The sequence below is a fragment of the Streptomyces sp. NPDC001606 genome, from assembly GCF_053596835.1.
The window spans coordinates 1-25,755 of record NZ_JBSFHC010000021.1 but is presented as its reverse complement, the minus strand read 5'-3'; the positions used below and the strand labels follow the sequence as shown (position 1 = coordinate 25,755).

The following is a 25,755-nucleotide window of genomic DNA, read 5'->3' as shown; positions in this document are numbered from 1 at the left end:
AGAGCCACCCCTGAGAGCCACCCCTGAGGGCTACGGCTGCCGCCGCCCCTTGCGCCGGCGCAGTCCCGACGCGTGCAGCAGCCGTACCACCTCACGGCTGCTGACCTCCACCGCGCCGGCCGCCACCACCTCCGCGTACCGGTGCGACGGAATGTCGTAGTGGTCGCGTTCGAAAGCCCGCCGGGGCACCCCCAAGGTCGCGGCGAACCGGTGCAGTTCGTCGTACGACACATCGCTGACCAGGTGCGACCACATACGGCCGTGACCGGGCCAGGCCGGCGGGTCGACATAGACCGTCACGGGCGCCTCACGAGGACGCCCCGCCGACGGCCGGCCCGAGCGAGCCCACCGCCGCGACCCGCACGCCCGCCTTGTGGCACACCCAGTGCGGGTCGGGGCCCAGTTCCGGCTCCACGTCCAGCGCGTGCGGGTCGCCGGAGCCGCACACCGGGCACAGCGGCCAGCGGCCGTACCGCTCCAGCAGCGCGTCCTGCACGTCCTGGGCGACCAGCCCGGCCACATACCCGGCGCCGTCCGGCCACTGCTCGACCCACCAGCGCCGCTGCGCGATCGAGTCCTCCACCAGCGAGACGACGTCCGCCTGGGCGACCTCCCGCGCGACGAGATCGGCGAGCACCAGCGCGCGGGCGGCGTGCAGGGCCTGTTCCAGGGGGCTGAGGGGGCTGACGGGCTCCATACGACCCATTGTGCGCACTCTTGACCCCAGCACCGAACCGAAAATAGCTTTCACCTGTGACCAAGGACGTGAAGGAAAGTTTCGGAAGTCCGGGCGGCTCCCTCGCCGCCAAGGTGCGCACCCTCGCCCCGTCCATGACCCGGTCCATGCAGCGCGTCGCCGAGGCCGTCGCCAACGACCCGGCCGGCTGCGCCGCCCTCACCGTCACCGGCCTCGCCGAACTCACCGGGACCAGCGAGGCCACCGTCGTCCGCACCGCCCGGCTGCTCGGCTATCCCGGCTACCGCGATCTGCGCCTCGCGCTCGCCGGGCTCGCCGCGCAGCAGCAGTCCGGGCGCGCCCCCGCCATCACCACCGACATCGCGGTGGACGACCCGATCGCCGACGTCGTCGCCAAGCTGGCCTACGAGGAGCAGCAGACCCTCGCCGACACCGCCGCCGGACTCGACACCGCCCAACTGGGCGCGGCCGTCTCCGCGCTGGCCACCGCCCGGCGCACCGACGTGTACGGCATAGGGGCGTCCGGGCTGGTCGCCCAGGACCTCACCCAGAAGCTGCTGCGCATAGGCCTCATAGCCCACGCGCACAGCGACCCGCATCTGGCGGTGACCAACGCCGTACAGCTCCGCTCGGGCGACGTGGCGATCGCGATCACGCACTCCGGCTCCACCGGGGACGTCATCGAGCCGCTCCGGGTGGCGTTCGAGCGCGGCGCGACGACGGTGGCCATCACCGGCCGCCCGGACTCGCCGGTCACCCAGTACGCCGACCATGTGCTGACCACCTCCACCTCCCGGGAGACCGAGCTGCGGCCCGCCGCGATGTCCTCCCGGACCAGTCAACTGCTGGTCGTGGACTGCCTGTTCGTAGGGGTGGCGCAGCGGACGTACGAGACGGCGGCGCCTGCTCTGGCGGCGTCGTACGAGGCGCTGGCCCACCGGCACCGCTCGACCCGCAGGTGAGCGTCCGCACCCCCGGACGCCCCCGACGACACCCCCCGCACCTGAAAGAGCCGCCCCCCATGACCTCCTCCTCCGACCTGCGCAGCCAGCTGGACTCCCTGACCACCGAGGCCTTCCGGCCCGAGCTGGCCGAGATCGACGAACTGCCCACCCTCGAGATCGCCCGCCTGATGAACGGCGAGGACGCGGGCGTGGCCGGCGCCGTCGCCGCCCAGTTGCCCCGCATCGCCGCCGCCGTGGACGCGGTGGCGATGCGCATGGGCCGGGGCGGACGCCTGGTGTACGCCGGCGCCGGCACCGCCGGACGGCTCGGCGTGCTGGACGCCGCCGAGTGCCCGCCCACCTTCAACACCGACCCCGCCCAGGTCGTCGGCCTGATCGCGGGCGGCCCGGACGCCCTGCTGACATCCGTCGAGGGCGCCGAGGACTCCGCGGAGCTGGCCCGCGGGGACCTGGACGCGCTGAAGCTCACCCCGGACGACACCGTCGTCGGCATCTCCGCCTCCGGCCGTACCCCCTACGCCGTCACCGCCGTCGCGCACGCCCGTGCCCTGGGCGCGCTCACCATCGGCCTGGCCTGCAACGAGCACAGCGCCCTCGCGGCCGCCGCCGAGCACGGCATCGAGGTCGTCGTCGGCCCGGAGCTGATCACCGGGTCCACGCGGCTGAAGGCGGGCACGGCCCAGAAGCTGGTCCTGAACATGCTGTCGACGATCACCATGATCCGGCTGGGCAAGACGTACGGGAACCTGATGGTCGACGTCCGCGCCTCCAACGACAAGCTGCGCGCCCGCTCCCGGCGGATCGTGTCCCTGGCCACGGGCGCGTCGGACGAGGAGATCGAGCGCGCCCTCACCGCGTCCGGCGGCGAGGTGAAACAGGCGATCCTCGCCCTGCTCGCCGATGTCGACGGCCCGACGGCCGCCCGCCTTCTGGAGGAGTCCGGCGGCCGGCTGCGTGCCGCGCTGGCGCACGCCGCCCGCTGACCCGCACGCTCGGGGTGTGCACACCGACCCCGCCCCCGCCGGCGGCTCCGCCACCGCGTTCGCCATCCTCGCCCTGGTCGGCGGCCCGGCTAACGTCGTCTCCGTGACCCACTGCCTGACCCGGCTGCGCCTGGACCTCGCCGACCCGGCGGCGGTGGACGAGGAGGGGCTGCGCGCCCTGCCCGGCGTCCTGGGTGTGGTCGCCGCCGGCACCGGCCGGCAGATCGTCCTGGGACCGGGGGTGGTGGACGAGGTCACGGCGGAGGTGAGGGCGGGGGTGGAGGCGGGGGCAGGACTGACGGCAGAGTCCGAGGCGCGTGGGGTGGCGCAGCCGACGGAGCGCACGGCGCGCGGGACGGCGCAGAGGGCGGAGTCCACGGCGCCCGTCTCAGCCGGCACCCCCCTCAAGAACCTCCTGCGCCGGATCGCGAACGTCTTCGTCCCGCTCATCCCCGCCCTCGTCGGCTGCGGCATCCTCGCCGGTCTCGACGGCCTGCTCCGCAACGCCGGCTGGCTGCCCTTCCTCACCCCCGCCCTGTCCGCCCTCTCCGCAGCCTTCATGGCGCTGATCGCGGTGTTCGTCGGCCACCTCACCGCCCAGGAGTTCGGCGGCACCCCCGTGCTGGGCGGGGCGGTGGCGGCGGTGGTCGTGTATCCGGGCGTCGCGAAGGTGACGGTGTTCGGGACGCAGCTGGTCCCCGGACAGGGCGGGGTGCTCGGCGCGCTCGCAGCGGCTCTGCTGGCCACCCGGGTGGAGAAGTGGGTCCGGGGCCGGGTGCCGGGCGCGCTGGACGTCCTGCTCACCCCGACCGTGACCGTCCTGGTCTCCGGCCTGGTGACGCTGTACGGCCTGATGTACGCGGCAGGCGCGGTGGCGACGGCGATCGGCACGGCCGCGAACTGGCTGCTGAGCACGGCCGGCGCCGTGGCCGGACTCGTCCTGGGCGGCCTCTTCCTCCCCCTGGTGATGCTGGGCCTGCACCAGGCCCTGATCCCCATCCACGCCACCCTCATCGAGCAGCAGGGCTACACGGTTCTGCTCCCCCTGCTGGCCATGGCGGGCGCGGGCCAGGTCGGCGCGGCCCTCGCGGTGTACGTCCGGCTGCGCCACGACGTCTCCCCCGGTACGACCACCTTGCGTACGACGATCAGATCGGCGCTCCCGGCCGGGCTGCTGGGCGTCGGCGAACCCCTCGTCTACGGCGTCTCGCTGCCCCTCGGCCGCCCGTTCCTGACCGCGTGCGCGGGCGGCGCGGCGGGCGGCGCGTTCGTCGGCTGCTTCGCGATGCTCGGCACCCGGGTCGGCGCGACGGCGATCGGCCCCTCGGGCTGGGCGCTGTTCCCCCTGCTGACCGGAAACCGCGGCCCGGGCTGGGCGACGGCCGTGTACGCGGGCGGCCTGCTCACCGCCTACGCGGTGGGCTTCACGGCGACCTGGCTCCTCGGCACACCCACCGGCCGCCCCCGCTAGCGCCTCTCGCTCGCAGCGTGCCGGTGCCGCGGCTTCCGTCCCGCCACGGCACCGCACCCCCGCCCGGCCGCACCCGGCGTGACGCACCGCCCCGGCCGTTCGTTCCCCCGGGCATGATGAAGAAGCTCCTGGCCACCGCCGCCCTCACGGCGACCGCCGCCGCCCTCGCCCCCGCCGCCGCCCACGCCGACACGCACTGGACCACCACCGACACCGCCCGCTGCGCCACCGACCTGGCCGTGCTGCCCGCACTCAAGGCCGTCTCCCCGCTGCCGCTGACCGGTGACACCTCCGCGTGCGGCGAGGGCAGCCTCCTCCAGCACCACGCCCACTGAGACGAGGCCCCGGGGGTCGTACGGATCTCGAAGTGCAGGTGCGGGCCGGTGGAGTTGCCGGTGGAGCCGGACAGGCCGATGTGCCGGCCGGCGGCGACGATCCGGCCGACGCGCACGTCGACCCGGGACAGGTGCGCGTACGGCGAGTGGGCGCCGTCGCCGTGCCTGATGACGATCGTCTCGACCGCTCCCGGTAAAAGTGCTGCACGACTCTGTACGCCTACCGTTCAGTAACCCTACGGTTCCCCTCGCGCCACCCGCACCACACAGCATGTCCCTGACAGTCCACGAGATCAGGCCCGTGTACCGGACGTGAGAGGACCCCCACCGATGACCAGCCGCCCCTGGGCACGCCACATATCCGTCGCCGTGGTCACCGCCGCCGCGCTCACCGCGCTGACCGCCCCGGCCCAGGCCGCCGACACCACCACCTCGGTCACGTCTAAGACGACGGCCGCGGCGACCACCAAGGTCGACTACGCCACCTGGCAGAAGGACTGCCAGGCGGTCATGGACCAGGCACTGCCGTACCTGAAGGACCGCATCGCCGCCGCCGCACCCGGCGAGAAGCCGGCGATCGTCCTCGACATCGACAACACCGCGCTGGAGACCGACTTCGGCTTCAGCTACCCCCAGCCGGCCAACCAGCCGGTCCTGAACGTCGCCCAGTACGCCCAGGAGCACGGCGTCTCGGTCTTCTTCGTCACCGCCCGCCCCGGCGTCCTCTACTGGCCCACCGAGTACAACCTCGAACACGACGGGTACCAGGTCTCCGGCCTCTACGTCCGCGGACTGTTCGACCTGTTCAAGGATGTCGCCGCGTACAAGACCGCCCAGCGCGAGAACATCGAGGACAACGGCTACACGATCATCGCGAACATCGGCAACAGCGCCACCGACCTGTCCGGCGGCCACGCCGAGAAGACCTTCAAACTCCCGGACTACAACGGCCAGCTGTCCTGAGATTGCGCTGCCGCGGAGCGAATCCGCTGACTAGGCTCCACCCGTTGCTCGTTCGCGATCGTACGACCACGGGGGTGGCGGGTGGAGCCGACGGTACTGGGCGGCAAGCTGGCGTCCAGCCTGGTCGCACCGCTGGTGCGCAAGCTGTTCGTCCAGGACGGGCCGGGCGCGGGGGTGGTCGACAGGCCCGTACGGCTGTCCTCGCTGGTGTCCTTCCGGGGAGAGAAGCGCACCCTCGGCGAGAAGGACGTCCACCGGCTGGCCGAGCGGATCGTGGCGCAGGCGGTCCGCTCCCCGGGCGAGCCCCCGTTCCCGGCCGACGAGGAACCGGCGGTCGCCGACGCCCTCGCCCGGCGGCTGCTCGCCCTCGGCGACCTGGACATGGACGACGTACAGGCCGTACGGCTGGGCCACCGTGAGCTGGCCGAGCGGCTGCGCCATGCCGCCCCCGTGCCGGACGGCCTCTGCACGGACGCCCGGCACTTCCTGGACTCCGCCACCGAGTGGGCCTGCCTCCAGATCCTGGAGTTCTTCACCCGGCGGTCCACCTTTGTCGCGCGCACCCTCGTGGAGCAGACGCGGGCGCAGGCGGAACTCATCGCCAGGGTGGACGAGCTGATCGCCCGCACCCCGCGCCCCGACGCCCGCGACACCGCCTTCGAACGCCGCTATCTGGCCCATGTCGCCCACCAGCACAACCACATCACCATCTACGGCATCGACCTGCGCGACTCCCCCGACCGCTGGCCCCTGGAAGTGGCGTATCTCAGCCTGGAGGCCACGACGGCGGAGGACACCGTCCGCGACCCGGCGCCCGGTGAGCACCGGCCGGCCGCCCCCGGACGGCTGCCGGCCGAGGAGGCCCTGCTCGCCGACACCCGGGTGCTGCTGCGCGGCGACGCCGGATCCGGCAAGACCACCCTCGTCCAGTGGCTCGCGGTCACGGCGGCCCGCGACGGCGACCGCGTCCCCTTCGTCCTGCCGCTGCGCACCCTGATCCGCACCGGCCCGCTCCCGCCGCCCAGCGGCTTCCTGCCCGCCGTGAGCTGCCCGCTGACCCCGCCGGAGGGCTGGACCGAGCGCGTACTGGCGACCGGCCGGGGCCTGGTCCTGGTGGACGGCCTGGACGAGATCCCGGCCGCCGACCGCCACCGCACCCGCGACTGGCTGCACGCCCTGCTCGCGGCCTACCCCGGCAACCGCTGGCTGCTGACCTCCCGCCCCACCGCCGTACGCCCCGACTGGCTGGCCGAGGAGGGCTTCCGGGAACTGACCCTGGCCCCGATGCGCCGCTCCGAACTGGCCACCTTCGTCCACCGCTGGCACCGGGCCGCCCAGGCACCGGAGTTCGAGAAACCGCTGCTGGACTCCCTGCGCACCAAGCGCGACCTGGCCCGGCTGGCGACCAACCCGCTGATGTGCGGGCTGATCTGCGCGCTCCACCGCGAGCGGCGCGGCTATCTCCCCACCGGCCGCAAGGAGTTGTACGACGCCGCCCTCACGATGCTGCTCGCCCGCCGGGACCGGGAGCGGGGCATGGGCTCGGTGGACGGCTCGGAGCTGGGCGAGGAGGCCCAGCTGGAACTGCTCCAGCGGCTGGCCTACGCCCTGGTGCTGGGCGGCCGTACCGAGATGGCCCGCGACACGGCCGAAGGGATCGTCGAGCGCTGCCTGCCCACGGTGGCCGCGGCGGCCGGCCACGGCGACGCGGCGACGGTCCTGGCCACCCTGCTGCTGCGCAGCGGTCTGCTGCGCCAGCCGGTCGAGGGCGTGGTCGACTTCGTCCACCGCACCTTCCAGGACTATCTCGGCGCCCGCTACGCCGTGGCGGAAGGCCACCTGGAGGTCCTGGTCAGCCATGCCGACGACACCCAGTGGGAGGACGTCATCCGCATGGCGGTGGCCCACGCCCGGCCCCGGGAACGGGCCTGGATGCTGCGCCAGTTGCTGACCGATGACTCGCCCCGGCGCACCCTGCTCGCCCTGGCCTGCCTGGAACACGCCACGGCCCTGGATCCGGCGGTGCGGGCGGAGGTGGAGGCGCGGGCGGGGACGCTGATCCCGCCGCGGTCGACGGAGGACGCCCGTGCGCTGGCGGAGGCGGGACCGCTGGTGCTGGAACTGCTGCCGCCCCCGGAAGGGCTGACCGACGAGGAGGCGCACGGCGTCGCCGTCACCGCCTCGCTGCTCGGGGACGAGGAGCCCGAAGGCGCGCTGGCGGTGCTGCGCCGGTTCCGCGGGCATCCCGACCTGGAGGTCCGCCGACAGCTCGCCGGGACGTGGCACCGGTTCGACACGGAGGAGTACGCGGCGGAGGTCCTGGACCATCTGGACCGTGACGACCTGTATCTGAGCTGCGAGACGCCCGAGCAGGTCGCTGCCCTCGCTGGGATGCGCCCCTGGCACGCCCTCACCGTGCAGGGTCCCCACGACCTATGCGACGTACTGGCAGCCCTTGCCGACCCGGACGCAGTGATCACGATCGACCTAGAGAACAATCCACGGCTCGACGATCTGACCGGCCTGCTGCCGCTGACCTCGCTGCGGGGGTTGTGGCTGCGCGAGTGTGCCGGGGTGCGAGGTCTGGCCTCCCTGGCGGAGCTGCCGGTCACCCAACTCGGCTTCAGTGAGATCGCCGACTTGGCTGGGCTGGGGTCCCTGCGTTCGCTGACCTGGCTCTCCGTGTTCCAGGAACTGCCAGGACGCGACCTCACCGAGGTCCTGCCCGTCGAAGCCCCGCTGGGCAGCCTCTTCCTCGGTCGGCACAGCACGGACCGCACCGGACTGCGTGGGCTCGAGCACTGGGCTGGACTCCGCGACCTCAGCCTCGGACGGTTGACCACGGCGCTCACGGCCGAGGACTGGCAGGCGGTCGCCGGACTGCCCGAACTGAAGCATCTGTACCTGAATGCGTTTCTCAGCCGCGAATTTGCGGATTCCCTGGAACTCATGCCGGAAATGCCCGGAATTCAGGTGCTCACAGTGTCCAACATGCAGGGTTCCGAGAATCTGGCCACCCTCGCGCACAAGCTGCCGGGACTACGCTCGGTGATCCTTCAGAACGAGCCCGGACACTTCGTTCCCGCCCGCTTCGCCGATCTCTTCCCGGGCGCGGAGGTCCGCCTGGAGCGCCAGTGAAATGCGAAAGGGGCCGGTGCTCGAAAGCACCGGCCCCTTTGCTTCGGCCTACGCCTTACGCGTCCTTGCTCAGGTTCGGCCCGGCACCGCCGGCCGCCTGCTCGATCGGCGGGACGTCGGGCAGCGCCGACTTCTCCTCACCGCGGAAGGTGAAGGTCTTGGTGTCGCCCTCGCCCTCGGTGTCCACGACCACGATGTGACCGGGGCGCAGCTCGCCGAAGAGGATCTTCTCGGAGAGGGTGTCCTCGATCTCGCGCTGGATCGTGCGACGCAGCGGACGCGCGCCCAGCACCGGGTCGTAGCCCTTCTTGGACAGCAGCTCCTTGGCGGACTGGGACAGCTCGATGCCCATGTCCCGGTCCTTCAGGCGCTCGTCCACCTTGCTGATCATCAGGTCGACGATCCGCAGGATGTCCTCCTGCGTCAGCTGCGGGAAGACGACCACGTCGTCGACGCGGTTGAGGAACTCGGGGCGGAAGTGCTGCTTCAGCTCGTCCGACACCTTGTTCTTCATGCGCTCGTAGTTGGTCTTCGTGTCGCCCTGGGCGGCGAAGCCCAGGTTGAAGCCCTTGGAGATGTCCCGGGTGCCGAGGTTGGTCGTCATGATGATGACCGTGTTCTTGAAGTCCACGACCCGGCCCTGGGAGTCGGTCAGACGACCGTCCTCCAGGATCTGGAGCAGCGAGTTGAAGATGTCCGGGTGGGCCTTCTCGACCTCGTCGAAGAGGACGACCGAGAACGGCTTGCGGCGCACCTTCTCGGTGAGCTGGCCGCCCTCCTCGTAACCCACGTATCCGGGCGGGGAACCGAAGAGCCGCGAGACCGTGTGCTTCTCGCTGAACTCCGACATGTCGAGGGAGATCAGCGCGTCCTCGTCGCCGAAGAGGAACTCGGCGAGCGCCTTGGACAGCTCGGTCTTACCGACACCGGACGGGCCGGCGAAGATGAACGAACCACCCGGACGCTTCGGGTCCTTCAGACCGGCGCGGGTACGGCGGATCGCCTTCGACAGCGCCTTGACGGCGTCGTTCTGGCCGATGACCCGCTTGTGCAGCTCCTCCTCCATGCGGAGCAGGCGACTGGACTCCTCCTCGGTCAGCTTGAAGACCGGGATGCCGGTGGCCGTGGCGAGGACCTCGGCGATCAGCTCGCCGTCGACCTCGGCGACGACGTCCATGTCGCCGGCCTTCCACTCCTTCTCCCGCTTGGCCTTGGCGGACAGGAGCTGCTTCTCCTTGTCGCGCAGCGAGGCGGCCTTCTCGAAGTCCTGCGAGTCGATCGCGGACTCCTTGTCCCGGCGGACGGCGGCGATCTTCTCGTCGAACTCGCGCAGGTCCGGCGGAGCGGTCATCCGGCGGATGCGCATCCGGGAACCGGCCTCGTCGATCAGGTCGATCGCCTTGTCCGGCAGGAAGCGGTCGGAGATGTAACGGTCGGCCAGGGTGGCGGCCTGGACCAGCGCCTCGTCGGTGATGGAGACGCGGTGGTGCGCCTCGTACCGGTCACGCAGGCCCTTGAGGATCTCGATCGTGTGCGGCAGGGACGGCTCGGCGACCTGGATGGGCTGGAAGCGGCGCTCGAGGGCCGCGTCCTTCTCCAGGTGCTTGCGGTACTCGTCCAGCGTGGTCGCACCGATGGTCTGGAGCTCACCGCGGGCCAGCATCGGCTTGAGGATGCTCGCGGCGTCGATGGCGCCCTCGGCGGCACCCGCACCGACCAGCGTGTGCAGCTCGTCGATGAACAGGATGATGTCGCCGCGGGTGCGGATCTCCTTGAGCACCTTCTTCAGGCGCTCCTCGAAGTCACCGCGGTAGCGGGAGCCGGCGACCAGGGCGCCGAGGTCCAGCGTGTAGAGGTGCTTGTCCTTCAGCGTCTCGGGAACCTCGCCCTTGACGATGGCCTGGGCGAGGCCCTCCACGACGGCGGTCTTGCCGACGCCGGGCTCACCGATCAGCACCGGGTTGTTCTTGGTACGGCGGGACAGTACCTGCATGACCCGCTCGATCTCCTTCTCGCGCCCGATGACCGGGTCGAGCTTGGACTCACGAGCGGCCTGGGTGAGGTTCCGGCCGAACTGGTCCAGGACCAGAGAGGTCGAGGGGGTGCCCTCGGCCGGTCCGCCGGCGGCGGCGGTCTCCTTGCCCTGGTAACCGGAGAGCAGCTGGATGACCTGCTGCCGCACCCGGTTGAGGTCTGCGCCCAGCTTGACCAGGACCTGGGCGGCGACGCCCTCGCCCTCGCGGATCAGGCCGAGCAGGATGTGCTCCGTGCCGATGTAGTTGTGGCCCAGCTGAAGGGCCTCGCGGAGCGACAGCTCCAGGACCTTCTTGGCACGGGGGGTGAAGGGGATGTGCCCGGACGGGGCCTGCTGGCCCTGACCGATGATCTCCTCCACCTGCTGGCGGACCGCCTCAAGCGAAATGCCGAGGCTCTCCAGGGCCTTAGCGGCGACACCTTCGCCCTCGTGGATGAGACCCAGGAGGATGTGCTCGGTGCCGATGTAGTTGTGGTTGAGCATCCGGGCTTCTTCCTGAGCCAGGACGACAACCCGCCGCGCGCGGTCGGTGAACCTCTCGAACATCGTTAATCGCTCCTCAGAGCGGTCAGGCAGTGGGGGGAACTTCCCCTCCCTGTCCTTCCGCAGCTTAGTCCCGCAAGCGGGGACCGCTCATTCCAACTGCCGACACCGTCCTTGGCCTCCTGACCCCGAACGCCGACATCTGCTCCAACCCGATGGTGCGAGACGATGTTCCCGCAGGCCAGGCAGTTACCCCAGTCGCCAGTACGCCGATGGCGAACGTGAGACGGCCCTTCCTGCGTGTCGCCCCCTCCCACTAGGCATGTCTTACCCGCAGGGACTGACACTCCATGCCGCGCGCACCGGTTCCCTCCGCTATGGGCGAACAACCTTGCGCCTCCCCGAGGCCCCACGCGCCCCCACTTCCGGCACCTTGTGCGATCGACTGGACACCCAGCGTAACGTGCGGGCTCTCGCGGCGGTTGCACTGGGCATGGTTGGCTCGGCCCCCACGGCTCACCCTTGCGCCCATACCGTCCCGCCTCCTCGCCACCCCCTCGACGGGGGGCCGGAATCCTCGTCCGCGCCGGCCGGCCCGGAGGACGCCCGGACCCGCCACTGGTACGAGAACGATCTGGGCTGGCCGACCGTGCCCGACGCGGCGAAAAAGCCGCTACGACTGCTCACCGGGGTGCGCTTCGACGTCCTGGACGTGCCGGCCGAGGCGGGCAGAAGGGCGCTGCGGCATCTCGCGGCGGACTCCCCGGTGGCCCTGCGGGGCGACCGGACGGAGCTGCTGCTGGCCGCGGGCAGCGCGGAGGAGCTGCCGGGGCTGCTGGACTGGCTGGAGTGGGGCGCCATCGCCCTCGACCTGCGGGTCCTGGGAGCGGGCGAGGTGATGGAAGCGCCGCTTCCGCCCTGGGTGGTCACCGGGGCCGCCGTACCCGGGCGAGGGGCTCCCGCTCAGGCCGCCGTGGGGGCCGCCGTGTGGCTGCGGCCCCCCGGGCCGGGGCGCGAGGTCGAGGACTCGCTGCCGGCGCTGCCGGCGCTGTCGGCCGTGGGACGCGAGGAGAGCGTCCCCGATCTCGTACGACTGCTGGACACGGTGGCAGCGGAGTGTCACCGCATCCGGCTGCGACGCGGGTGCGCCGGGCCGTCCGCCCGTGAGCGAAGCCGGCCGGCCGCCTTCTCGTAGGCGCCGCGGAATCAGCCGTTGGCCTTCTCGTAGGCCTCGCGGATGTTCCCGGGAACACGGCCGCGGTCGTTGACCTCGAGGCCGTTCTCCTTCGCCCAGGCGCGGATCGCCGCGGTGTCCTGGTTGCCGCCGGAAGCGGCACGCGCCTTTCCACGCCCGCCCGAGGTACGGCCTCCGGTACGACGACCGCCCTTCACATAGGGCTCGAGAAGGCCGCGCAGCTTGTCCGCATTGGCGGTCGTGAGATCGATCTCGTACGTCTTGCCGTCCAGCGCGAACGTCACCGTCTCGTCCGCCTCGCCGCCGTCGAGGTCGTCGACAAGAAGGACCTGAACCTTCTGTGCCACCGGATTTCCTTTCATCGATAACGTTGAGGGTCAGGGGTGTGCGGCGTCCGCCGTTTCGCCGCCCCCTGTTATATGCAGTACTGCACTACGTCGGAAAGCAAACCGCTTTTGCCGGAAAAACACAAACCCCTGGGAGAGGCGAGCGCAGCGCTCCCGCCCGGAAACATGCGCGTTTCGGACATAGGGCACCAGGGCAATGACGATCACAGATGCAGAAGCATCCGGCTGTTGCCCAAGGTGTTCGGTTTCACTCGTTCGAGGCCGAGGAACTCCGCGACGCCCTCGTCATAGGAACGCATCAGCTCGGTGTAGACATCGGTGTCGACCGGTGTCTCACCGATCTCCACGAAGCCGTGCTTCCCGAAGAAGTCCACTTCGAAGGTGAGGCAGAAAACCCGGCGAACGCCGAGCCAGCGCGCGGTCTGGAGCAACTTCTCCAGCAACTGATGGCCGACGCCGGCGCCCTTGAGGCCGGGCTTCACCGCCAGAGTGCGGACTTCCGCGAGGTCCTCCCACATGACGTGCAGCGCACCGCAGCCGACCACCTCGGCGTTGTCGTCGCGTTCCGCGACCCAGAACTCCTGGATGTCCTCGTAAAGCGTGACCATCGCTTTGTCGAGCAGGATGCCGTCACGGACGTACGCGTCGAGGAGGCGGCGCACGGCCGGGACATCGCTGGTCCGGGCCCTGCGGACGGTGATGGCTTTTGCGGAGAGTTCGGGACGCTCTGCGGACAGACGCTCTGCTGACATGAGCGGACGCTATCGCCCGTCGCCGTCCTGGGCCGAGCCGGGGTTCTGTGCTTCGGCGGCTTCCCGGGGTTCGTGTCCTTCCCCGGCTTCTGCGGCTTCCCCGGCTTCCGTGGCTTCCGCGGGTTCCGCCGGTTGCGGGGGTTCCGGTGTTTCCGGTCCCTGGACGATGCGTACCGCGTCGCTGAGGGCCTGGCGCTGTTCCTCGCTCATCATCCCGAAGAAGGCGACGAGAGCGGCGGCCGGGTTGTCGCTCTGGGACCAGGCGTCGTTCATCAGGGCGGCGGCGTACGCGGCTCGCGTGGAGACGGCCTCATATCGATAGGCCCGGCCTTCCGCTTCCCGGCGCACCCAGCCCTTCTGATGGAGATTGTCCAAAACGGTCATCACCGTGGTGTACGCGATGGACCGTTCCTGCTGTAGGTCTTCCAGGACTTCTCGAACGGTCACCGGGCGGTTCCACTTCCACACCCGCGTCATGACCGCGTCTTCGAGTTCTCCCAAGGGGCGAGGCACAGTTCAGAACAATAGTGGGAGATCCCGACATTGGCCTGCCGACGTGCACCGACCGAATGAAACGATGACAAAAAGGGCGTGCGGTTCGCAGCCGGACGACGCCCTGCCGTCCTGAAGGGTTTCGAGGCGCCGGGGTGTCTCAGGCGTCGCCGGCGGAGGCCTGGCGCGCGCTCTCCACGCGCGCGAGGGCGGCGTCGACGGCCGCGTCCTCCTTGGCCTTGGCGGCCCCGCCCTGGGTCTTCACGATCACCCTGACCACACCGATGAAGAACACGGCCATGACGACCGGGGGCACGAGCGCGGAGACGTAGTCCATGCCACCAGAGTAGCCACGCCATCCCACCGAAATGCCCCGGGGTGTCCCCGGCGGGGCGCGCCCTGCCGGGGACACCCTCCGGAAGGACTCACCCCGCGGCCAGCTCCCGATGCCCCACCGGCTCCACCGACTCCGCCGACTCCGCCGACGCCCCCGGCTTGCGCCGTGGGAACACCTCTCCCGGTGTGGGAATGGGCCGCTTGGGCGCGGGCCGCTGCCCCGGCTCGGGCCCGGACTTCTCCCCCGGCTTCTCCGCAGGCCTCTCGGACGGCCTCTCGGCGGGCTTCTCCGCCGGTTCCCCGGCCGGTCCGGCACTCTCCTCGCCCTGCCGGGGCGGGAGGTCCCCCGCGCCCCCGGGGAGGGCCAGCAGACGCGTCCGTGCGGCCGGCACGGCCGGCGCCGGCACCCTCCGCGCCCCCTGCGCGAAGCGGGCCCGCACATCCTGCTCGGCCAGCGCCTGGCACCGCTCCAGCAGCGCCGCCGCGACCGGGTTCCCGCGCAGCGCCCGCAGCGCGGCGAGATCGTCCGGAGTGGGCCGGTGCCCCGCACCCAGCGCCTCCTCCAGCAGGGCCAGGTAACCGGCGGCCGTACCCGGCAGCGCGGCCCGGTACCGGCCGAGGTCGGCGATCAGGAAGGCGCGCAGTCTGGTCCCCTCGTGCATCGCCTCGTCGAGCGACTCGGCGAGCCGGAAGCAGTCCTGGACGTCCTCGGCGGACGCTCGGCCGGGGTGGAGGGCGAGGGCGAGGGCGCGGCGGAGCACACGCAGCTCCTCCACGCCGAACGCCATGCCGCCGCGGGATCCGTATGGCGTGGGCATGCGGCGACGCTACCGCTAATCGGACAAAAGTGACGGATCGGAATGCCGTGACGGCGTCGTGTCGCCCGAGGTTTCCCCCGACCGGTCCCAGGACGCCGTCCCCCGGCCCGGTCCCCACGCGCGCGTGCGCGTGGGGACCGCGGCTCTCACATCCGCGCCACGTTCCGCTCGTACACCAGCCGCAGTCCGATCAGCGTCAGCCACGGCTGGTGCTCGTCGATCACCGAGGACTCGCCCAGCACCATCGGTGCCAGCCCGCCCGTCGCGATCACCGTCACGTCGTCCGGATCGTCCGCCAGCTCCCGCGCCATCCGGCTGACGACTCCGTCGACCTGTCCGGCGAACCCGTACACGATGCCCGCCTGCATGGCCTCGACGGTGTTCTTGCCGATGACGCTGCGCGGCCTGGCCACCTCGATCTTCCGCAGCTGGGCGCCCTTCACGCCGAGCGCCTCCACGGAGATCTCGATACCGGGCGCGATGACCCCGCCGACGTACTCCCCGCGCGCGGAGACCGCGTCGAACGTCGTCGCCGTACCGAAGTCGACGACGATCGCCGGGCCGCCGTACAGCTCGACGGCCGCGACCGCGTTGATGATCCGGTCCGCGCCGACCTCCTTGGGGTTGTCGGTCAGGATCGGCACCCCGGTCTTCACGCCCGGCTCGACGAGCACCGCGGGCACGTCGCCGTAGTAGCGCCGGGTGACCTCGCGCAGCTCGTGCAGCACGGACGGGACGGTCGCGCAGATCGCGATGCCGTCGATGCCGTCGCCCAGCTCCTCGCCGAGCAGCGGGTGCATGCCCATCAGGCCCTGGAGCAGCACCGCCAGCTCGTCCGCCGTACGGCGCGCGTCCGTGGAGATGCGCCAGTGTTCGACGATGTCCTCGCCGTCGAACAGGCCGAGGACGGTGTGCGTGTTGCCGACGTCGATGGTGAGGAGCATGGCCCTTACTCCGCCTCGCGCAGGTCCAGGCCGATGTCGAGGATCGGCGAGGAGTGGGTGAGCGCGCCGACGGCCAGGAAGTCCACGCCCGTGTCGGCGTACACGCGCGCGTTGTCGAGCGTGAGCCGGCCGGAGGCCTCCAGCAGCGCGCGTCCGCCGACGATGCCGACGGCCTCCGCGCACTCGGTGGGGGTGAAGTTGTCCAGCAGGATCAGGTCGGCGCCCGCGTCGACCACCTCGCGCAGCTGGTGCAGGGTGTCGACCTCGACCTCGATCGGCACCTCCGGGAAGGCCTCCCGTACGGCCTTGAAGGCCTGCGCGACGCCGCCCGCGGCCACCACGTGGTTGTCCTTCACCAGGGCCGCGTCGCACAGCGACATGCGGTGGTTGACGCCGCCGCCGCAGCGGACGGCGAACTTCTCCAGCGAGCGCAGACCGGGGGTCGTCTTGCGGGTGTCGCGGACCTTGGTCTTGGTGCCCTCCAGCGCGTCCGCCCACGCGCGCGTGGTGGTCGCGATGCCGGACAGACGGCACAGGATGTTCAGCGCGCTGCGCTCGGCGGTGAGCAGGTCACGCGTGCGCGTGGTGACCGACAGCAGCTTCTGGCCGGCCTCGACGCGGTCGCCGTCCTCGACGTGCCGCTCGACCTCGAACTCGTCGGTGCAGACCACGGAGAGCACGGCCTCGGCGACCCGCAGCCCGGCCGCCACGCCCGCCTCGCGCGCGGTGAAGTCGCCGGTGGCGGTCGCCTCCTCGGGGATGGTGGCCACGGTGGTCACGTCGACGCCCCCGTCCAGGTCCTCCTGGATCGCGACGTTGGCGATGTCCTCGACCTCTACGGGGTCGAGCCCGGCAGCGGCCAGCAGCTCGGCGAGCGCGGGGTCGAGCCCGCTCTCCAGGTACTCCTCGTCGTCGCCCTCGGCGCCGCAGGCGCAGCCGTCGCCGCAGCCGCCGGTCGGGGCGAGGGGAAGGTCTTCGGTGCTCACGTCTGTCACTGCTCCTGGGGCGCTGGGGGTTCGCTGGGTGCTGGTTCGCCGGTGTTACCGGACAGGGGGGAAGTCTGCGGTGTCGGTGGTGTGCACGGCCAGCGACCGGTCGGGGTTCAGCCGTACGACGATGTGGCGCCGCCAGAGCGTGTCGTCCCGGTCGGGGCGGTCCTCGCGCCAGTGGCAGCCGCGGGTCTCCTCGCGCAGCCGCGCGGCGGTGACCAGGGCGCGGCCCACGCACAGCAGGTTGGTGGCCTCCCAGGTGTCGACGCCGGGCTCGGCGGTCTTGCCGTTCTCGGCGAGCGCGCCGCGGGCCTCGTCGTGCAGCTGCTGGAGCTGCTCGGCGGCCCGGGCGAGGCCTTCCTCGGAGCGCAGCACGCCCGCGCCCTCGGTCATGATCCGCTGGATGGCGAACCGGGTCTCGGGGGCCAGCAGCGGGTGCACGGGGGTGTCGGGGTGCTCGACGGGTGCGGGCACGCGCGCGTGCAGGCCGTTGGCCGCGTGCACGGCGGCGATGTCGTCGGCGATCCGCTCGGCGTAGACGAGGCCTTCGAGGAGGCTGTTGGAGGCGAGCCGGTTGGCGCCGTGCACGCCGGTGCAGGCGACCTCGCCGCACGCGTACAGGCCCGGCACGGTGGTCCGGCCGTGCGCATCGGTGCGGACGCCGCCGGAGGCGTGGTGGGCGGCCGGCGCGATCGGGATGGGCTCGGTGATCGGGTCGATGCCGTTGGCCCGGCAGGCGGCCAGGATGGTCGGGAACCGGTGCTCCCACATGTCGGCGCCGAAGTGCCGGGCATCCAGGAACATGTGCTCGGCGTCCTGCTCCATCATCCGCCGCAGGATGCCCTTGGCGACGATGTCGCGCGGCGCCAGCTCCGCCAGCTCGTGCTGGCCGACCATGAAGCGCACGCCGTCGCCGTCGATGAGGTAGGCGCCCTCGCCGCGCACCGCCTCGGAGACGAGCGGCTGCTGGCCCTCGGCGTCCGGGCCGAGGAACAGCACGGTCGGGTGGAACTGCACGAACTCCAGGTCGCTGACCTCGGCGCCCGCGCGCAGCGCCAGCGCCACCCCGTCACCGGTGGACACCGAGGGGTTGGTGGTCGCGGAGAACACCTGGCCCATGCCGCCGGTCGCGAGCACCACCGCGGGCGCGTGCACGGCGCCCACGCCGTCGTGCTGGCCCTCGCCCATCACATGCAGCGTCACACCGGCCGTGCGGCCCTCGTCGTCGGTGAGCAGGTCCAGCACGAGCGCGTTCTCGATGGTGCGCAGCCCGCGCGCGCGTACGGCCGCCACGAGCGCCCGGGAGACCTCCGCGCCGGTGGCGTCGCCGCCCGCGTGCGCGATCCGGCGCCGGTGGTGGCCGCCCTCGCGGGTGAGGTCCAGTTCGCCTTCGGAGGACTCGTCGAAGTGCGCGCCGGTGTCGATGAGCCGCCGTACCGCGTCCGGGCCCTCGGTGACGAGGGTGCGGACGGCCTCCTCGTCGCACAGGCCGGCGCCGGCCACGAGGGTGTCCTCCAGGTGCTCCTCGGGCGTGTCGCCCTCGCCGAGCGCGGCGGCGATGCCGCCCTGCGCCCAGCGCGTGGAGCCGTCGTCCAGGCGGGCCTTGGTGACGACGACCGTGCTGAGGCCCGCGGCCTCGCAGCGCAGGGCCGCGGTCAGGCCGGCCACCCCGGAGCCGACGACCACCACGTCGGCGGAGATCGCCCAACCGGGTGCGGGCGCGTGCAGTCGTATGCCTGTGCTGGTCACGAGGCGGCTCCGAAGGTGAGAGGGAGGTTGTCGATCAGCCGGGTCGTGCCGACCCGGGCGGCGACGGCGAGGACGGCCTCGCCGGTGAAACCATCACCGATCTCGGTGAAGTCGGAAGGGTCGACGAGGGCCAGGTAGTCCAGGTCGAGCGGGGGGTCGAGGCGGGCGGCGTCGTCCAGCACCTGGCGGGCGGCCGCGCGGACGGCCGCCGGGCTGGCGGGGGACGCCGTGGCGACCGCGTGCGCGTCGGCGGCGGCGCGGGACTCGCCTATGGCGCTCAGCGCCTCGGCACGCGCGTGCGTGGAGGGCACTTCGCGGGCCCGCGCGCGCAGCGCCTCCTGCGCGGCGTGCCGGTCCCGGCCCGCGAACAGCGCGCGGGACAGCGCGAGCGCGGTACGGCGCTCCGCGGGCGACAGGTAGCGGTTGCGGCTGGACAGGGCGAGCCCGTCCTCCTCGCGCACGGTCGGTACGGCGACGATCTCGACGCCGAAGTTCAGGTCGCGCACCATGCGCCGGATCAGGGCCAGCTGCTGGGCGTCCTTCTGCCCGAACAGGGCCGCGTCGGGGCGGGTCAGGTGCAGCAGCTTGGCGACGACGGTGAGCATGCCGTCGAAGTGCCCGGGCCGCGAGGCGCCCTCCAGCCGCGTGCCCATGGGGCCGGCGGAGATGCGCACCTGGGGTTCGCCGCCCGGGTAGACCTCGTCCACGGAGGGCGCGAACACGACGTCGGCGCCCGCCTGCTCGGCGATCTTCAGGTCGGCGTCGAGGGTGCGCGGGTAGCGGTCCAGGTCCTCGCCCGCACCGAACTGCAACGGGTTGACGAAGACCGTGACGACGACCTCGCCGTCCGCTCCGGCGAGTTCTCGGGCGGAGCGGATCAGGGTCGCGTGGCCCTCGTGCAGGGCGCCCATGGTCATCACGACGGCACGGCGGCCGCGGCGCACGCGCGCGTGCAGCTCGTCGGCGGTGCTCAGCAGGGCGGTGGTCATCGGTCGTTCCCCTCGGTGCCGTTCGTGCCGTTCGTACCGGTGCCGCCGGATCCCTCGGCGAGCACGCCGAGCAGGTCCTCGGCGAGTTCCGGCTTCAGCAGGCCGTGCGCGAGCGCCCGGTCGGCGGTCGCGCGGGCCATCGCCAGATAGCCGGCCACGGCCTGCGGGGCGTGCCTGCGCAACTCGGTGACGTGCGCGGCGACCGTGCCCGCGTCCCCGCGCGCGACCGGGCCGGTCAGGGCGGCGTCCCCGGAGCGCAGCGCGTTGTCCAGGGCCGCCCCGAGCAGCGGGCCCAGCATCCGGTCGGGGGCCTCGACGCCGGCCGCCCGCAGCAGCTCCATGGACTGGGCGACCAGGGTCACCAGGTGGTTGGCGCCGAGTGCGAGGGCCGCGTGGTAGAGCGGGCGGTTCTCCTCGCTGATCCACTCGGGCTCGCCGCCCATCTCGATCACCAGGGCCTGGGCGGCCAGCCGCAGCTCCTCGGGCGCGGTGACCCCGAAGGAGCAGCCGGCGAGGCGCTGGACGTCCACCGGGGTGCCGGTGAACGTCATCGCCGGGTGCAGGGCCAGCGGCAGCGCACCCGCGCGCAGGGCCGGGTCGAGGACCTTGGTGCCGTACCGGCCGGAGGTGTGCACGAGCAGCTGTCCCGGCCGTACCGCACCGGTCTCGGCGAGCCCGCCGACGAGGCCGGGCAGGACGTCGTCGGGGACGGTGAGCAGCACCAGGTCGGCGCGCTGGAGGACCTCGGCGGGCGGCACCAGCGGCACGTCGGGGAGCATGGTCGCGGCCCGCCGCCGGGAGGCGTCGGAGACGCCGGAGACGGCCACCGGGCGGTGCCCGGCGAGCTGGAGGGACGCGGCCAGCGCGGGGCCCACGCGGCCGGCGCCGACGACACCGACGGTGAGCCGCGCGGGGCGGTCCTTGAGGTCTGGCTGATGGACTGTACTCACGCGACGGAGGCCTTCCCGTTCCAGTCCGCTCTGGGTACCGGACGATTTCTCGTCATGTTAACGCTATCCGCTCCGGGACCGGCCGGTTGTCCACAGGCTGTGGGTTTCGCCACGCCGTCCACGATGCTTTCCGGCCGCCTCCGCCATCCCGCCGGCCACGCCCTGGCCCGGGCGGAAAATCCGGCTGCCCGCCCGCGCGCGGGACGGGATGATCCGGGGCATGACCGATACGGCACAGCAGGGCGCGGACCAGCAGGCGAAGGGGGCCGGGGAGCCCGGCCCGGCCGAACAGGAGCAGATGCGGGAGCGACGCCGGGCCGCCTTCCGGGCGGCGAAGCGGGTCCTGGCGCGTGAGGGCTTCCGGCGCACGATGCGGGAACGGCTCACGGACCTGCTGGACGCCCCACCCGAGCTGTACGACCTGGAGCAGCCGGGGGACTTCTACGGCACCGGGATCGTGGCGGACCTGGAGCGGCGGGTCGCGGACCTGCTGGGCACGGAGGACGCCGCGTTCTTCCCGACCGGCACCATGGCCCAGCAGGTGGCCCTGCGCTGCTGGGCGGGCCGTACCGGCAACCCCACGGTCGCGCTGCACGCCCTCTCCCACCCGGAGGTGCACGAACGGCACGCGTTCAGCTCGGTCAGCGGGCTGCGTCCGGCCCGGGTGACGGCCGAGCCCCGGCTTCCCACGACCGCCGAGATACGGGACTTCGAGGAGCCCTTCGGCGCGCTGATGCTGGAACTGCCCCTCAGGGACGCCGGGTACGTGCTGCCCACCTGGGAGGAGCTGACCGAGGTGGTCGAGGCGGCGCGGGAGCGGGAGGCGGTGGTGCACTTCGACGGCGCGCGCCTGTGGGAGACCACCGTCCACTTCGGCCGCCCCCTGGCGGAGATCGCGGGCCTCGCGGACAGCGTCTACGTGTCGTTCTACAAGTCCCTCGAAGGCATCGGTGGTGCCGCGCTCGCCGGCCCGAAGACCCTGACCGACGAGGCGAGGATCTGGCGGCACCGGTACGGCGGCATGGTCTTCCAGCAGTTCCCGACGGTGCTGTCGGCCCTCGCCGGGCTCGACCGCGAGCTGCCCCGGCTCCCCGACTACGTCCGCCACGCGCGCGTGGTCGCCGCGGCGCTGCGCGAGGGATTCGCGGCGGCGGGCGTGCCGTGGGCGCGGGTGCACCCCGGGGAACCGCACACCCACGAGTTCCAGGTCTGGCTGCCGTACGAGCCGGACGCGCTCATGGATGCGGCGCTGCGCCAGGCGGAGGAGACGGGCACCTACCTCTTCGCCCGGCCCTGGGACCGCGGTGGGCCGGGTCTCGCCTTCACCGAGGTCAGCGTGCGCGAGGCGGCCCTGGAGTGGACGGCCGACGATGTGCGCACGGCCGTCGCGGAGTTCGCCGTACGGCTGCCCGGGGCGTAGCGGTGCCGGCGCTCGCGCCGGAGCGCGGGCGCCGCCCGCCGGCACCTACAGCGCACGCGGGCGCAACAGGCGCTGTGCGGCGTGCAGTCGGCGCCGCAGGGCGCGCAGCAGCCGTCCGTGCGCCGGGCGTTCGGCGACGACGGCGCGAAAGCGCCGGTAGTCGCGCAGCTCACGGACGACGTCCAGGTCGTGGCGGCCGGGCGCGGGCGGCTCGGGCTCGCCGATCACATGGGCGCGGTAACTGTCGAGGAGGTACTGCTGGGTGATGCTCATGACGGATCGCCTTCTCGCAATCTCTCGGGACATGGACTGGCCACCGATTCGCTCGGTGCCGGTTCGGGCTCCGCGGCTGCCCCGGTGTCATCAGGTTGCGCCTGGTCACAGCCGATGTCCCGTGGATTGACGGGTGCCGTCAATCCACCGGGCGATGTCAGTGGGCCGGTGCACGATGGAGGCATGAGCGTGACCATCGACATCACCGGGCTGCCGGCCGAGCGGATCTCCGTCGTGCCCTCTCCGCTGGCGGAGCTGGGAAGGGCGCTGCACGCACTGAGCGAACCCGGGCACCACCCCGAGCTCCAGGGCTGGGCGACCGCCGTCTCCAGCCGGCTGGACCCGAGACTGGCGGACCGGCTGTGCGAGGCGGAGTTCCTGTGGCGCACGACGTTCTCCGACGTGTTCGCCCCGTTCGGCGGCATCCCCGGCCGGCGTGCACTGCCGGGCGCCACGCTCGCCGAGGATCTGGACCTGCTGGACAAGCTGACGGACGAACAGTTCGTGAACGCGGCGCTGGAGTTCACCTGCCAGCCCCGCTACTACCTCCGCGAGGAGGGCCCGCTCGAGGACCCGGAGGTGCGCCGCCGTTCCCTGGAGCTGGCCGCCGCGCGCGGTGCCACCCAGGAGCGGTTCGCCCGCCGGGTGCTGGAGGACCCGCCGGCGGTGCGCGCGTGGTTCCGGCAGCTGATGTTCGACTGCGAGGAGGCCTTCTTCGCCGACATCTGGGAGCGGGTGCAGCCCCAGCTCGCCGCCGACGCCCGGCACAAGACCGAACTGCTGCGCCGCAAGGGGCTGGGTGAGGCGCTGGCCGCGCTCTCCGGTGCCGTCTCGCTGGACGAGGAGGCCGGTCTCGTCTCGGTCGACAAGCTCACGGTGGGCCACACCGCCACCGGCGACGGCGGCCTGGTCCTGATGCCGACCAGCCTCGGCTGGCCCCATGTGATGGTCCTGCACCGGTACGGCTGGCAGCCCGCGATCAGCTATCCCGTCAGGTCGCCGAGCCGCCGGGCGCCGACCGTGGAGCAGCTCACCCGCCGTCTGGAGGCGCTGGCCCACCCGGCGCGGCTGCGGATGTGCCGGGACCTCGCGCGCGGCCCGCACAGCACCAGCGAACTTGCCGACGCGCACGGCCTGTCGGCCCCGGAGATATCCCGGCACCTGGCGGTGCTGAAGAAGGCCGGCCTCATCACCAGCTGCCGGCACGGCCGGTACGTCCGCCACCAGCTGGAGCTGCCCGCGGTGGCCCGGCTGGGCAGCGACTTCATCGAGGGCGTCCTGCGCTGACCGGGCACCGCCGCGGTCCGGTCAGCCGTGATTGCCCGCGCGCACCAGCCCGGTCTCGTACGCCAGCACCACCACCTGCACCCGGTCGCGCAGCCCGAGCTTGGTGAGGATGCGGCCCACATGGGTCTTCACCGTCGCCTCGGACAGCACCAGGCGGGCCGCGATCTCCCCGTTGGACAGGCCCTGCGCGACCAGCACCATCACCTCGCGCTCCCGGTCGGTGAGCCGCTCCAGCTCCTTGTGCCGGGGCTCCTTGCCGGTGGACGGCAGCATGGGCGCGAAGCGGTCCAGCAGGCGCCGGGTGGTGGAGGGCGCCACGACCGCGTCCCCGCTGTGCACGGCCCGGATCGCGGCCAGCAGCTCGCCGGGCGGCACATCCTTGAGCATGAAGCCGGAGGCGCCCGCCTTCAGCCCCGAGAAGGCGTACTCGTCCAGGTCGAACGTGGTCAGGATCAGCACCTTCGGCGCGCCGGGCTCGGCACAGATCCGCCGGGTGGCCTCCACGCCGTCCAGCTTCGGCATACGGACGTCCATCAGCACGACGTCCACGGCCGTCGCCCGCAGCTCCTGAAGGGCCTCGACACCGTCGCCCGCCTCCGCGACGACCTCCATGTCCGGCTGGGCGTCGAGCACCATCCGGAACCCGGTGCGCAGCAGCACCTGGTCGTCGACGAGCATCACACGGATCGTCATCGGGCCTCTTTCGTTCGGAATTCGTTCGGAGCCGGAGGTATCAGTGCGCCGGTTTGAGCGGCAGCAGGGCGCTGATGCGGAATCCTCCGCCCGGGCGCGGGCCCGCGTCCAGGGTGCCCCCGACCATGCCGACCCGCTCGCGCATGCCGATCAGGCCGTGCCCCTGTCCGTCGGCGCCGCCCTCCTCGTACAGCTCGTGCGGCGCGCCCTTGCCGTCGTCCTCCACGAGCAGGCCGAGCCCGTCGTCGAAGTAGACCAGCCGGACGCTGGCGCCCGCGTTCGGCCCGCCGTGCTTGCGCGTGTTGGTGAGCGCCTCCTGCACGATCCGGTACGCGGTCAGCTCCACGCCGCTGGGCAGCGGGCGGGGCGTGCCCTCGACCCGGAAGTCGACGGGAAGACCGGAGGTGCGGCACTGCTTGATCAGCTCGTCGATCTGCTCGACGTCGGGCTGCGGGACGTACTCCCCGCTCTCCTGGTGCTCGCCGGTGCGCAGCACGCCGAGCAGGCGGCGCATCTCGGCGAGGGCCTGCCGGCCGGTCGAGGAGATCGTCTCCAGGGCGGTGCGGGCCTGGTCCGGGGCGGCGTCCAGGACATAGGCGGCGCCGTCGGCCTGCACGACCATCACGGACACGTTGTGCGCGACGACGTCGTGCAGCTCGCGCGCGATCCGGGCACGCTCGGCGGCGACCGCGACCTTCGCCTGCGCCTCGCGCTCCTTCTCCAGGCGGGCCGCGCGCTCCTCCAGCTGGGCGAAGTAGGCACGCCGGGTGCGCATGGAGTCGCCGAGCACCCAGGCGAGCGCGAAGGGCACCGTCTGGAAGACCACGATCGCGACATGGCCGAGGAAGCTGGCGTGCTCGTTCGGCCAGCGCAGCTGGGCCAGGGTGGCCGCGACCAGGCTCGCGCCCAGGGCGAGCCGGGAGGCCCAGCGCGCGCCGGTCGCCGCCACCGTGTAGACGATCACCAGCATGGCGAAGTCGGCGGCCGTCGTCTCGATGTCCGCGATCAGCTGGACCAGCCCCGTCGCGAGAGCGAGCAGCAGCATCGGCTCCGGGAACCGGCGGCGCAGCATGACGACGACGCACAGCACGGCGGAGACCGCCAGCCCGGCGGCCACCTCCATGTGGTGGTGGGGCTGTCTGCTGGCGCCGACCACACTCACGCCGGACACCCCGAACAGGACGACGGCCCAGAAGCTGTCGACCCAGGTCGGGTGGCGGCGGAGGAAGTCATAGAGGCGCTGCACGTAACCCAGAGTAGGGAAACCGGGTGGGTGCAGGGGTCAACCGGAGGGCCGATCCCCAGCGGGCGCGCGTACTCCGCAAGGTGGAGGGCGTGATCATTCGTGCGCCTAGTTGTGCTGTCCCGGGACGTTGGTGACACGCGTGCTGGGTTCTTGAACGGGTGAGGGCCTTCTGGGTTCGGTGTGGATTGCGACATCTACGACCGGT

The 25,755-nt window shown here is 72.2% G+C and carries 25 protein-coding genes and 1 pseudogene; 9 read left to right on the top strand and 17 right to left on the bottom strand.

Annotated features, from left to right (window positions below):
* Window positions 1-30 precede the first annotated feature (30 nt).
* Together ACWCV9_RS30670 and ACWCV9_RS30665 are read right to left on the bottom strand one after the other, a co-directional pair.
* Window positions 31-300 (bottom strand): DUF4031 domain-containing protein, encoded by a 270-nt coding sequence (locus tag ACWCV9_RS30670; RefSeq protein WP_385842092.1) that lies wholly within the window; start codon window positions 298-300, stop codon window positions 31-33.
* A gap of 7 nt (window positions 301-307) precedes the next feature.
* Window positions 308-697, bottom strand: a complete 390-nt coding sequence (locus ACWCV9_RS30665) for a hypothetical protein (RefSeq protein ID WP_450791433.1) — start codon at window positions 695-697, stop codon at window positions 308-310.
* Window positions 698-753: 56 nt separating this feature from the next.
* Between ACWCV9_RS30665 and ACWCV9_RS30660 the strand changes: the two genes are divergently transcribed.
* The 4 genes from ACWCV9_RS30660 (at window position 754) to ACWCV9_RS30645 (ending at window position 4,451) form a co-directional block, all read left to right on the top strand.
* Window positions 754-1,659: a MurR/RpiR family transcriptional regulator gene (locus tag ACWCV9_RS30660; RefSeq protein ID WP_450791431.1), complete on the top strand. Its 906-nt coding sequence runs from the start codon at window positions 754-756 to the stop codon at window positions 1,657-1,659.
* 59 nt (window positions 1,660-1,718) lie between these two features.
* Window positions 1,719-2,645, top strand: coding sequence for an N-acetylmuramic acid 6-phosphate etherase (gene murQ / locus ACWCV9_RS30655; protein WP_450791430.1), 927 nt, complete (start codon window positions 1,719-1,721; stop codon window positions 2,643-2,645).
* Between the two features lie 16 nt (window positions 2,646-2,661).
* On the top strand, window positions 2,662-4,116 hold the full coding sequence (locus ACWCV9_RS30650; RefSeq protein WP_450791428.1) for a PTS transporter subunit EIIC: 1,455 nt from the start codon (window positions 2,662-2,664) through the stop codon (window positions 4,114-4,116).
* A 113-nt stretch (window positions 4,117-4,229) separates the two neighbouring features.
* Window positions 4,230-4,451 (top strand): hypothetical protein, encoded by a 222-nt coding sequence (locus ACWCV9_RS30645; protein WP_450791426.1) that lies wholly within the window; start codon window positions 4,230-4,232, stop codon window positions 4,449-4,451.
* Here the strand turns inward: ACWCV9_RS30645 and ACWCV9_RS30640 are convergent.
* Window positions 4,451-4,630 (bottom strand): annotated as a pseudogene (locus ACWCV9_RS30640) (M23 family metallopeptidase); the annotation flags it as partial. The gene ACWCV9_RS30645 and the pseudogene ACWCV9_RS30640 sit on opposite strands and share 1 nt — an antisense overlap.
* Before the next feature lie 151 nt (window positions 4,631-4,781).
* Here ACWCV9_RS30640 and ACWCV9_RS30635 point away from each other — a divergent pair.
* Complete coding sequence (locus tag ACWCV9_RS30635; protein ID WP_450791424.1) at window positions 4,782-5,414, top strand: HAD family acid phosphatase; 633 nt, start codon at window positions 4,782-4,784, stop codon at window positions 5,412-5,414.
* Window positions 5,415-5,495: 81 nt separating this feature from the next.
* Window positions 5,496-8,552 (top strand): NACHT domain-containing protein, encoded by a 3,057-nt coding sequence (locus ACWCV9_RS30630; protein WP_450791422.1) that lies wholly within the window; start codon window positions 5,496-5,498, stop codon window positions 8,550-8,552.
* A gap of 55 nt (window positions 8,553-8,607) precedes the next feature.
* On the opposite strand, the gene ACWCV9_RS30625 is transcribed toward ACWCV9_RS30630, so the two are convergent.
* Window positions 8,608-11,133 (bottom strand): ATP-dependent Clp protease ATP-binding subunit, encoded by a 2,526-nt coding sequence (locus tag ACWCV9_RS30625; RefSeq protein WP_385842102.1) that lies wholly within the window; start codon window positions 11,131-11,133, stop codon window positions 8,608-8,610.
* Window positions 11,134-11,563: 430 nt separating this feature from the next.
* On the opposite strand from ACWCV9_RS30625, the gene ACWCV9_RS30620 reads away from it, so the two are divergent.
* Window positions 11,564-12,265, top strand: coding sequence for an SCO3374 family protein (locus ACWCV9_RS30620; protein ID WP_450791420.1), 702 nt, complete (start codon window positions 11,564-11,566; stop codon window positions 12,263-12,265).
* A gap of 11 nt (window positions 12,266-12,276) precedes the next feature.
* Here ACWCV9_RS30620 and ACWCV9_RS30615 read toward each other — a convergent pair whose 3' ends face one another.
* The 10 genes from ACWCV9_RS30615 to ACWCV9_RS30570 all read right to left on the bottom strand — a co-directional run bounded on the left by ACWCV9_RS30615 (window position 12,277) and on the right by ACWCV9_RS30570 (window position 20,631).
* Window positions 12,277-12,612: a histone-like nucleoid-structuring protein Lsr2 gene (locus ACWCV9_RS30615; RefSeq protein ID WP_385842104.1), complete on the bottom strand. Its 336-nt coding sequence runs from the start codon at window positions 12,610-12,612 to the stop codon at window positions 12,277-12,279.
* Window positions 12,613-12,815: 203 nt separating this feature from the next.
* On the bottom strand, window positions 12,816-13,364 hold the full coding sequence (locus ACWCV9_RS30610; RefSeq protein ID WP_385842105.1) for an amino-acid N-acetyltransferase: 549 nt from the start codon (window positions 13,362-13,364) through the stop codon (window positions 12,816-12,818).
* 9 nt (window positions 13,365-13,373) lie between these two features.
* Window positions 13,374-13,841: a BlaI/MecI/CopY family transcriptional regulator gene (locus tag ACWCV9_RS30605; RefSeq protein WP_450791599.1), complete on the bottom strand. Its 468-nt coding sequence runs from the start codon at window positions 13,839-13,841 to the stop codon at window positions 13,374-13,376.
* A 175-nt stretch (window positions 13,842-14,016) separates the two neighbouring features.
* On the bottom strand, window positions 14,017-14,193 hold the full coding sequence (locus ACWCV9_RS30600; RefSeq protein ID WP_450791418.1) for a hypothetical protein: 177 nt from the start codon (window positions 14,191-14,193) through the stop codon (window positions 14,017-14,019).
* Between the two features lie 88 nt (window positions 14,194-14,281).
* Window positions 14,282-14,980 (bottom strand): hypothetical protein, encoded by a 699-nt coding sequence (locus tag ACWCV9_RS30595; RefSeq protein WP_450791597.1) that lies wholly within the window; start codon window positions 14,978-14,980, stop codon window positions 14,282-14,284.
* A 176-nt stretch (window positions 14,981-15,156) separates the two neighbouring features.
* The gene (locus tag ACWCV9_RS30590) at window positions 15,157-15,954 is read right to left on the bottom strand and encodes a type III pantothenate kinase (RefSeq protein WP_385842108.1); all 798 of its coding nucleotides are present in this window, start codon (window positions 15,952-15,954) and stop codon (window positions 15,157-15,159) included.
* 5 nt (window positions 15,955-15,959) lie between these two features.
* Window positions 15,960-16,940: a carboxylating nicotinate-nucleotide diphosphorylase gene (gene nadC, locus ACWCV9_RS30585; protein ID WP_450791417.1), complete on the bottom strand. Its 981-nt coding sequence runs from the start codon at window positions 16,938-16,940 to the stop codon at window positions 15,960-15,962.
* A gap of 54 nt (window positions 16,941-16,994) precedes the next feature.
* Window positions 16,995-18,692 carry an L-aspartate oxidase gene (locus tag ACWCV9_RS30580; protein ID WP_450791415.1) on the bottom strand — a complete coding sequence of 566 codons (1,698 nt, stop codon included), beginning with the start codon at window positions 18,690-18,692 and terminating at the stop codon, window positions 16,995-16,997.
* Window positions 18,689-19,681: a pantoate--beta-alanine ligase gene (gene panC / locus ACWCV9_RS30575; RefSeq protein WP_450791413.1), complete on the bottom strand. Its 993-nt coding sequence runs from the start codon at window positions 19,679-19,681 to the stop codon at window positions 18,689-18,691. The genes ACWCV9_RS30580 and panC overlap by 4 nt, the downstream gene beginning before the upstream one ends.
* Window positions 19,678-20,631, bottom strand: coding sequence for a Rossmann-like and DUF2520 domain-containing protein (locus ACWCV9_RS30570; RefSeq protein ID WP_450791412.1), 954 nt, complete (start codon window positions 20,629-20,631; stop codon window positions 19,678-19,680). Before ACWCV9_RS30570 ends, panC begins: the two co-directional genes overlap by 4 nt.
* Before the next feature lie 220 nt (window positions 20,632-20,851).
* Here ACWCV9_RS30570 and ACWCV9_RS30565 point away from each other — a divergent pair, with 220 nt between their 5' ends.
* Window positions 20,852-22,051 carry a threonine aldolase family protein gene (locus ACWCV9_RS30565; RefSeq protein ID WP_450791410.1) on the top strand — a complete coding sequence of 400 codons (1,200 nt, stop codon included), beginning with the start codon at window positions 20,852-20,854 and terminating at the stop codon, window positions 22,049-22,051.
* A gap of 45 nt (window positions 22,052-22,096) precedes the next feature.
* Here the strand turns inward: ACWCV9_RS30565 and ACWCV9_RS30560 are convergent, their stop codons facing one another.
* On the bottom strand, window positions 22,097-22,324 hold the full coding sequence (locus ACWCV9_RS30560; protein WP_450791408.1) for a hypothetical protein: 228 nt from the start codon (window positions 22,322-22,324) through the stop codon (window positions 22,097-22,099).
* Window positions 22,325-22,507: 183 nt separating this feature from the next.
* Between ACWCV9_RS30560 and ACWCV9_RS30555 the strand changes: the two genes are divergently transcribed.
* Window positions 22,508-23,611 carry a DUF5937 family protein gene (locus tag ACWCV9_RS30555; protein ID WP_450791407.1) on the top strand — a complete coding sequence of 368 codons (1,104 nt, stop codon included), beginning with the start codon at window positions 22,508-22,510 and terminating at the stop codon, window positions 23,609-23,611.
* A 21-nt stretch (window positions 23,612-23,632) separates the two neighbouring features.
* Here ACWCV9_RS30555 and ACWCV9_RS30550 read toward each other — a convergent pair whose 3' ends face one another.
* Together ACWCV9_RS30550 and ACWCV9_RS30545 are read right to left on the bottom strand one after the other, a co-directional pair.
* Window positions 23,633-24,304, bottom strand: a complete 672-nt coding sequence (locus ACWCV9_RS30550) for a response regulator (protein WP_450791405.1) — start codon at window positions 24,302-24,304, stop codon at window positions 23,633-23,635.
* A gap of 40 nt (window positions 24,305-24,344) precedes the next feature.
* Complete coding sequence (locus tag ACWCV9_RS30545; RefSeq protein ID WP_450791403.1) at window positions 24,345-25,550, bottom strand: sensor histidine kinase; 1,206 nt, start codon at window positions 25,548-25,550, stop codon at window positions 24,345-24,347.
* Window positions 25,551-25,755: the final 205 nt, after the last annotated feature.

Bases quoted from the DNA above. Each gene is read 5' to 3' on its own strand.
- ACWCV9_RS30605 (WP_450791599.1), bottom strand. From the start codon at position 13,841: ATGACGCGGGTGTGGAAGTGGAACCGCCCGGTGACCGTTCGAGAAGTC.
- ACWCV9_RS30560 (WP_450791408.1), bottom strand. From the start codon at position 22,324: ATGAGCATCACCCAGCAGTACCTCCTCGACAGTTACCGCGCCCATGTG.
- ACWCV9_RS30645 (WP_450791426.1), top strand. From the start codon at position 4,230: ATGATGAAGAAGCTCCTGGCCACCGCCGCCCTCACGGCGACCGCCGCC.
- murQ (WP_450791430.1), top strand. From the start codon at position 1,719: ATGACCTCCTCCTCCGACCTGCGCAGCCAGCTGGACTCCCTGACCACC.
- panC (WP_450791413.1), bottom strand. From the start codon at position 19,681: ATGACCACCGCCCTGCTGAGCACCGCCGACGAGCTGCACGCGCGCGTG.
- ACWCV9_RS30625 (WP_385842102.1), bottom strand. From the start codon at position 11,133: ATGTTCGAGAGGTTCACCGACCGCGCGCGGCGGGTTGTCGTCCTGGCT.
- ACWCV9_RS30590 (WP_385842108.1), bottom strand. From the start codon at position 15,954: ATGCTCCTCACCATCGACGTCGGCAACACGCACACCGTCCTCGGCCTG.
- ACWCV9_RS30600 (WP_450791418.1), bottom strand. From the start codon at position 14,193: ATGGACTACGTCTCCGCGCTCGTGCCCCCGGTCGTCATGGCCGTGTTC.
- ACWCV9_RS30620 (WP_450791420.1), top strand. From the start codon at position 11,564: ATGGTTGGCTCGGCCCCCACGGCTCACCCTTGCGCCCATACCGTCCCG.
- ACWCV9_RS30635 (WP_450791424.1), top strand. From the start codon at position 4,782: ATGACCAGCCGCCCCTGGGCACGCCACATATCCGTCGCCGTGGTCACC.
- ACWCV9_RS30565 (WP_450791410.1), top strand. From the start codon at position 20,852: ATGACCGATACGGCACAGCAGGGCGCGGACCAGCAGGCGAAGGGGGCC.
- ACWCV9_RS30665 (WP_450791433.1), bottom strand. From the start codon at position 697: ATGGAGCCCGTCAGCCCCCTCAGCCCCCTGGAACAGGCCCTGCACGCC.
- ACWCV9_RS30555 (WP_450791407.1), top strand. From the start codon at position 22,508: ATGAGCGTGACCATCGACATCACCGGGCTGCCGGCCGAGCGGATCTCC.
- ACWCV9_RS30550 (WP_450791405.1), bottom strand. From the start codon at position 24,304: ATGACGATCCGTGTGATGCTCGTCGACGACCAGGTGCTGCTGCGCACC.
- ACWCV9_RS30610 (WP_385842105.1), bottom strand. From the start codon at position 13,364: ATGTCAGCAGAGCGTCTGTCCGCAGAGCGTCCCGAACTCTCCGCAAAA.
- ACWCV9_RS30595 (WP_450791597.1), bottom strand. From the start codon at position 14,980: ATGGCGTTCGGCGTGGAGGAGCTGCGTGTGCTCCGCCGCGCCCTCGCC.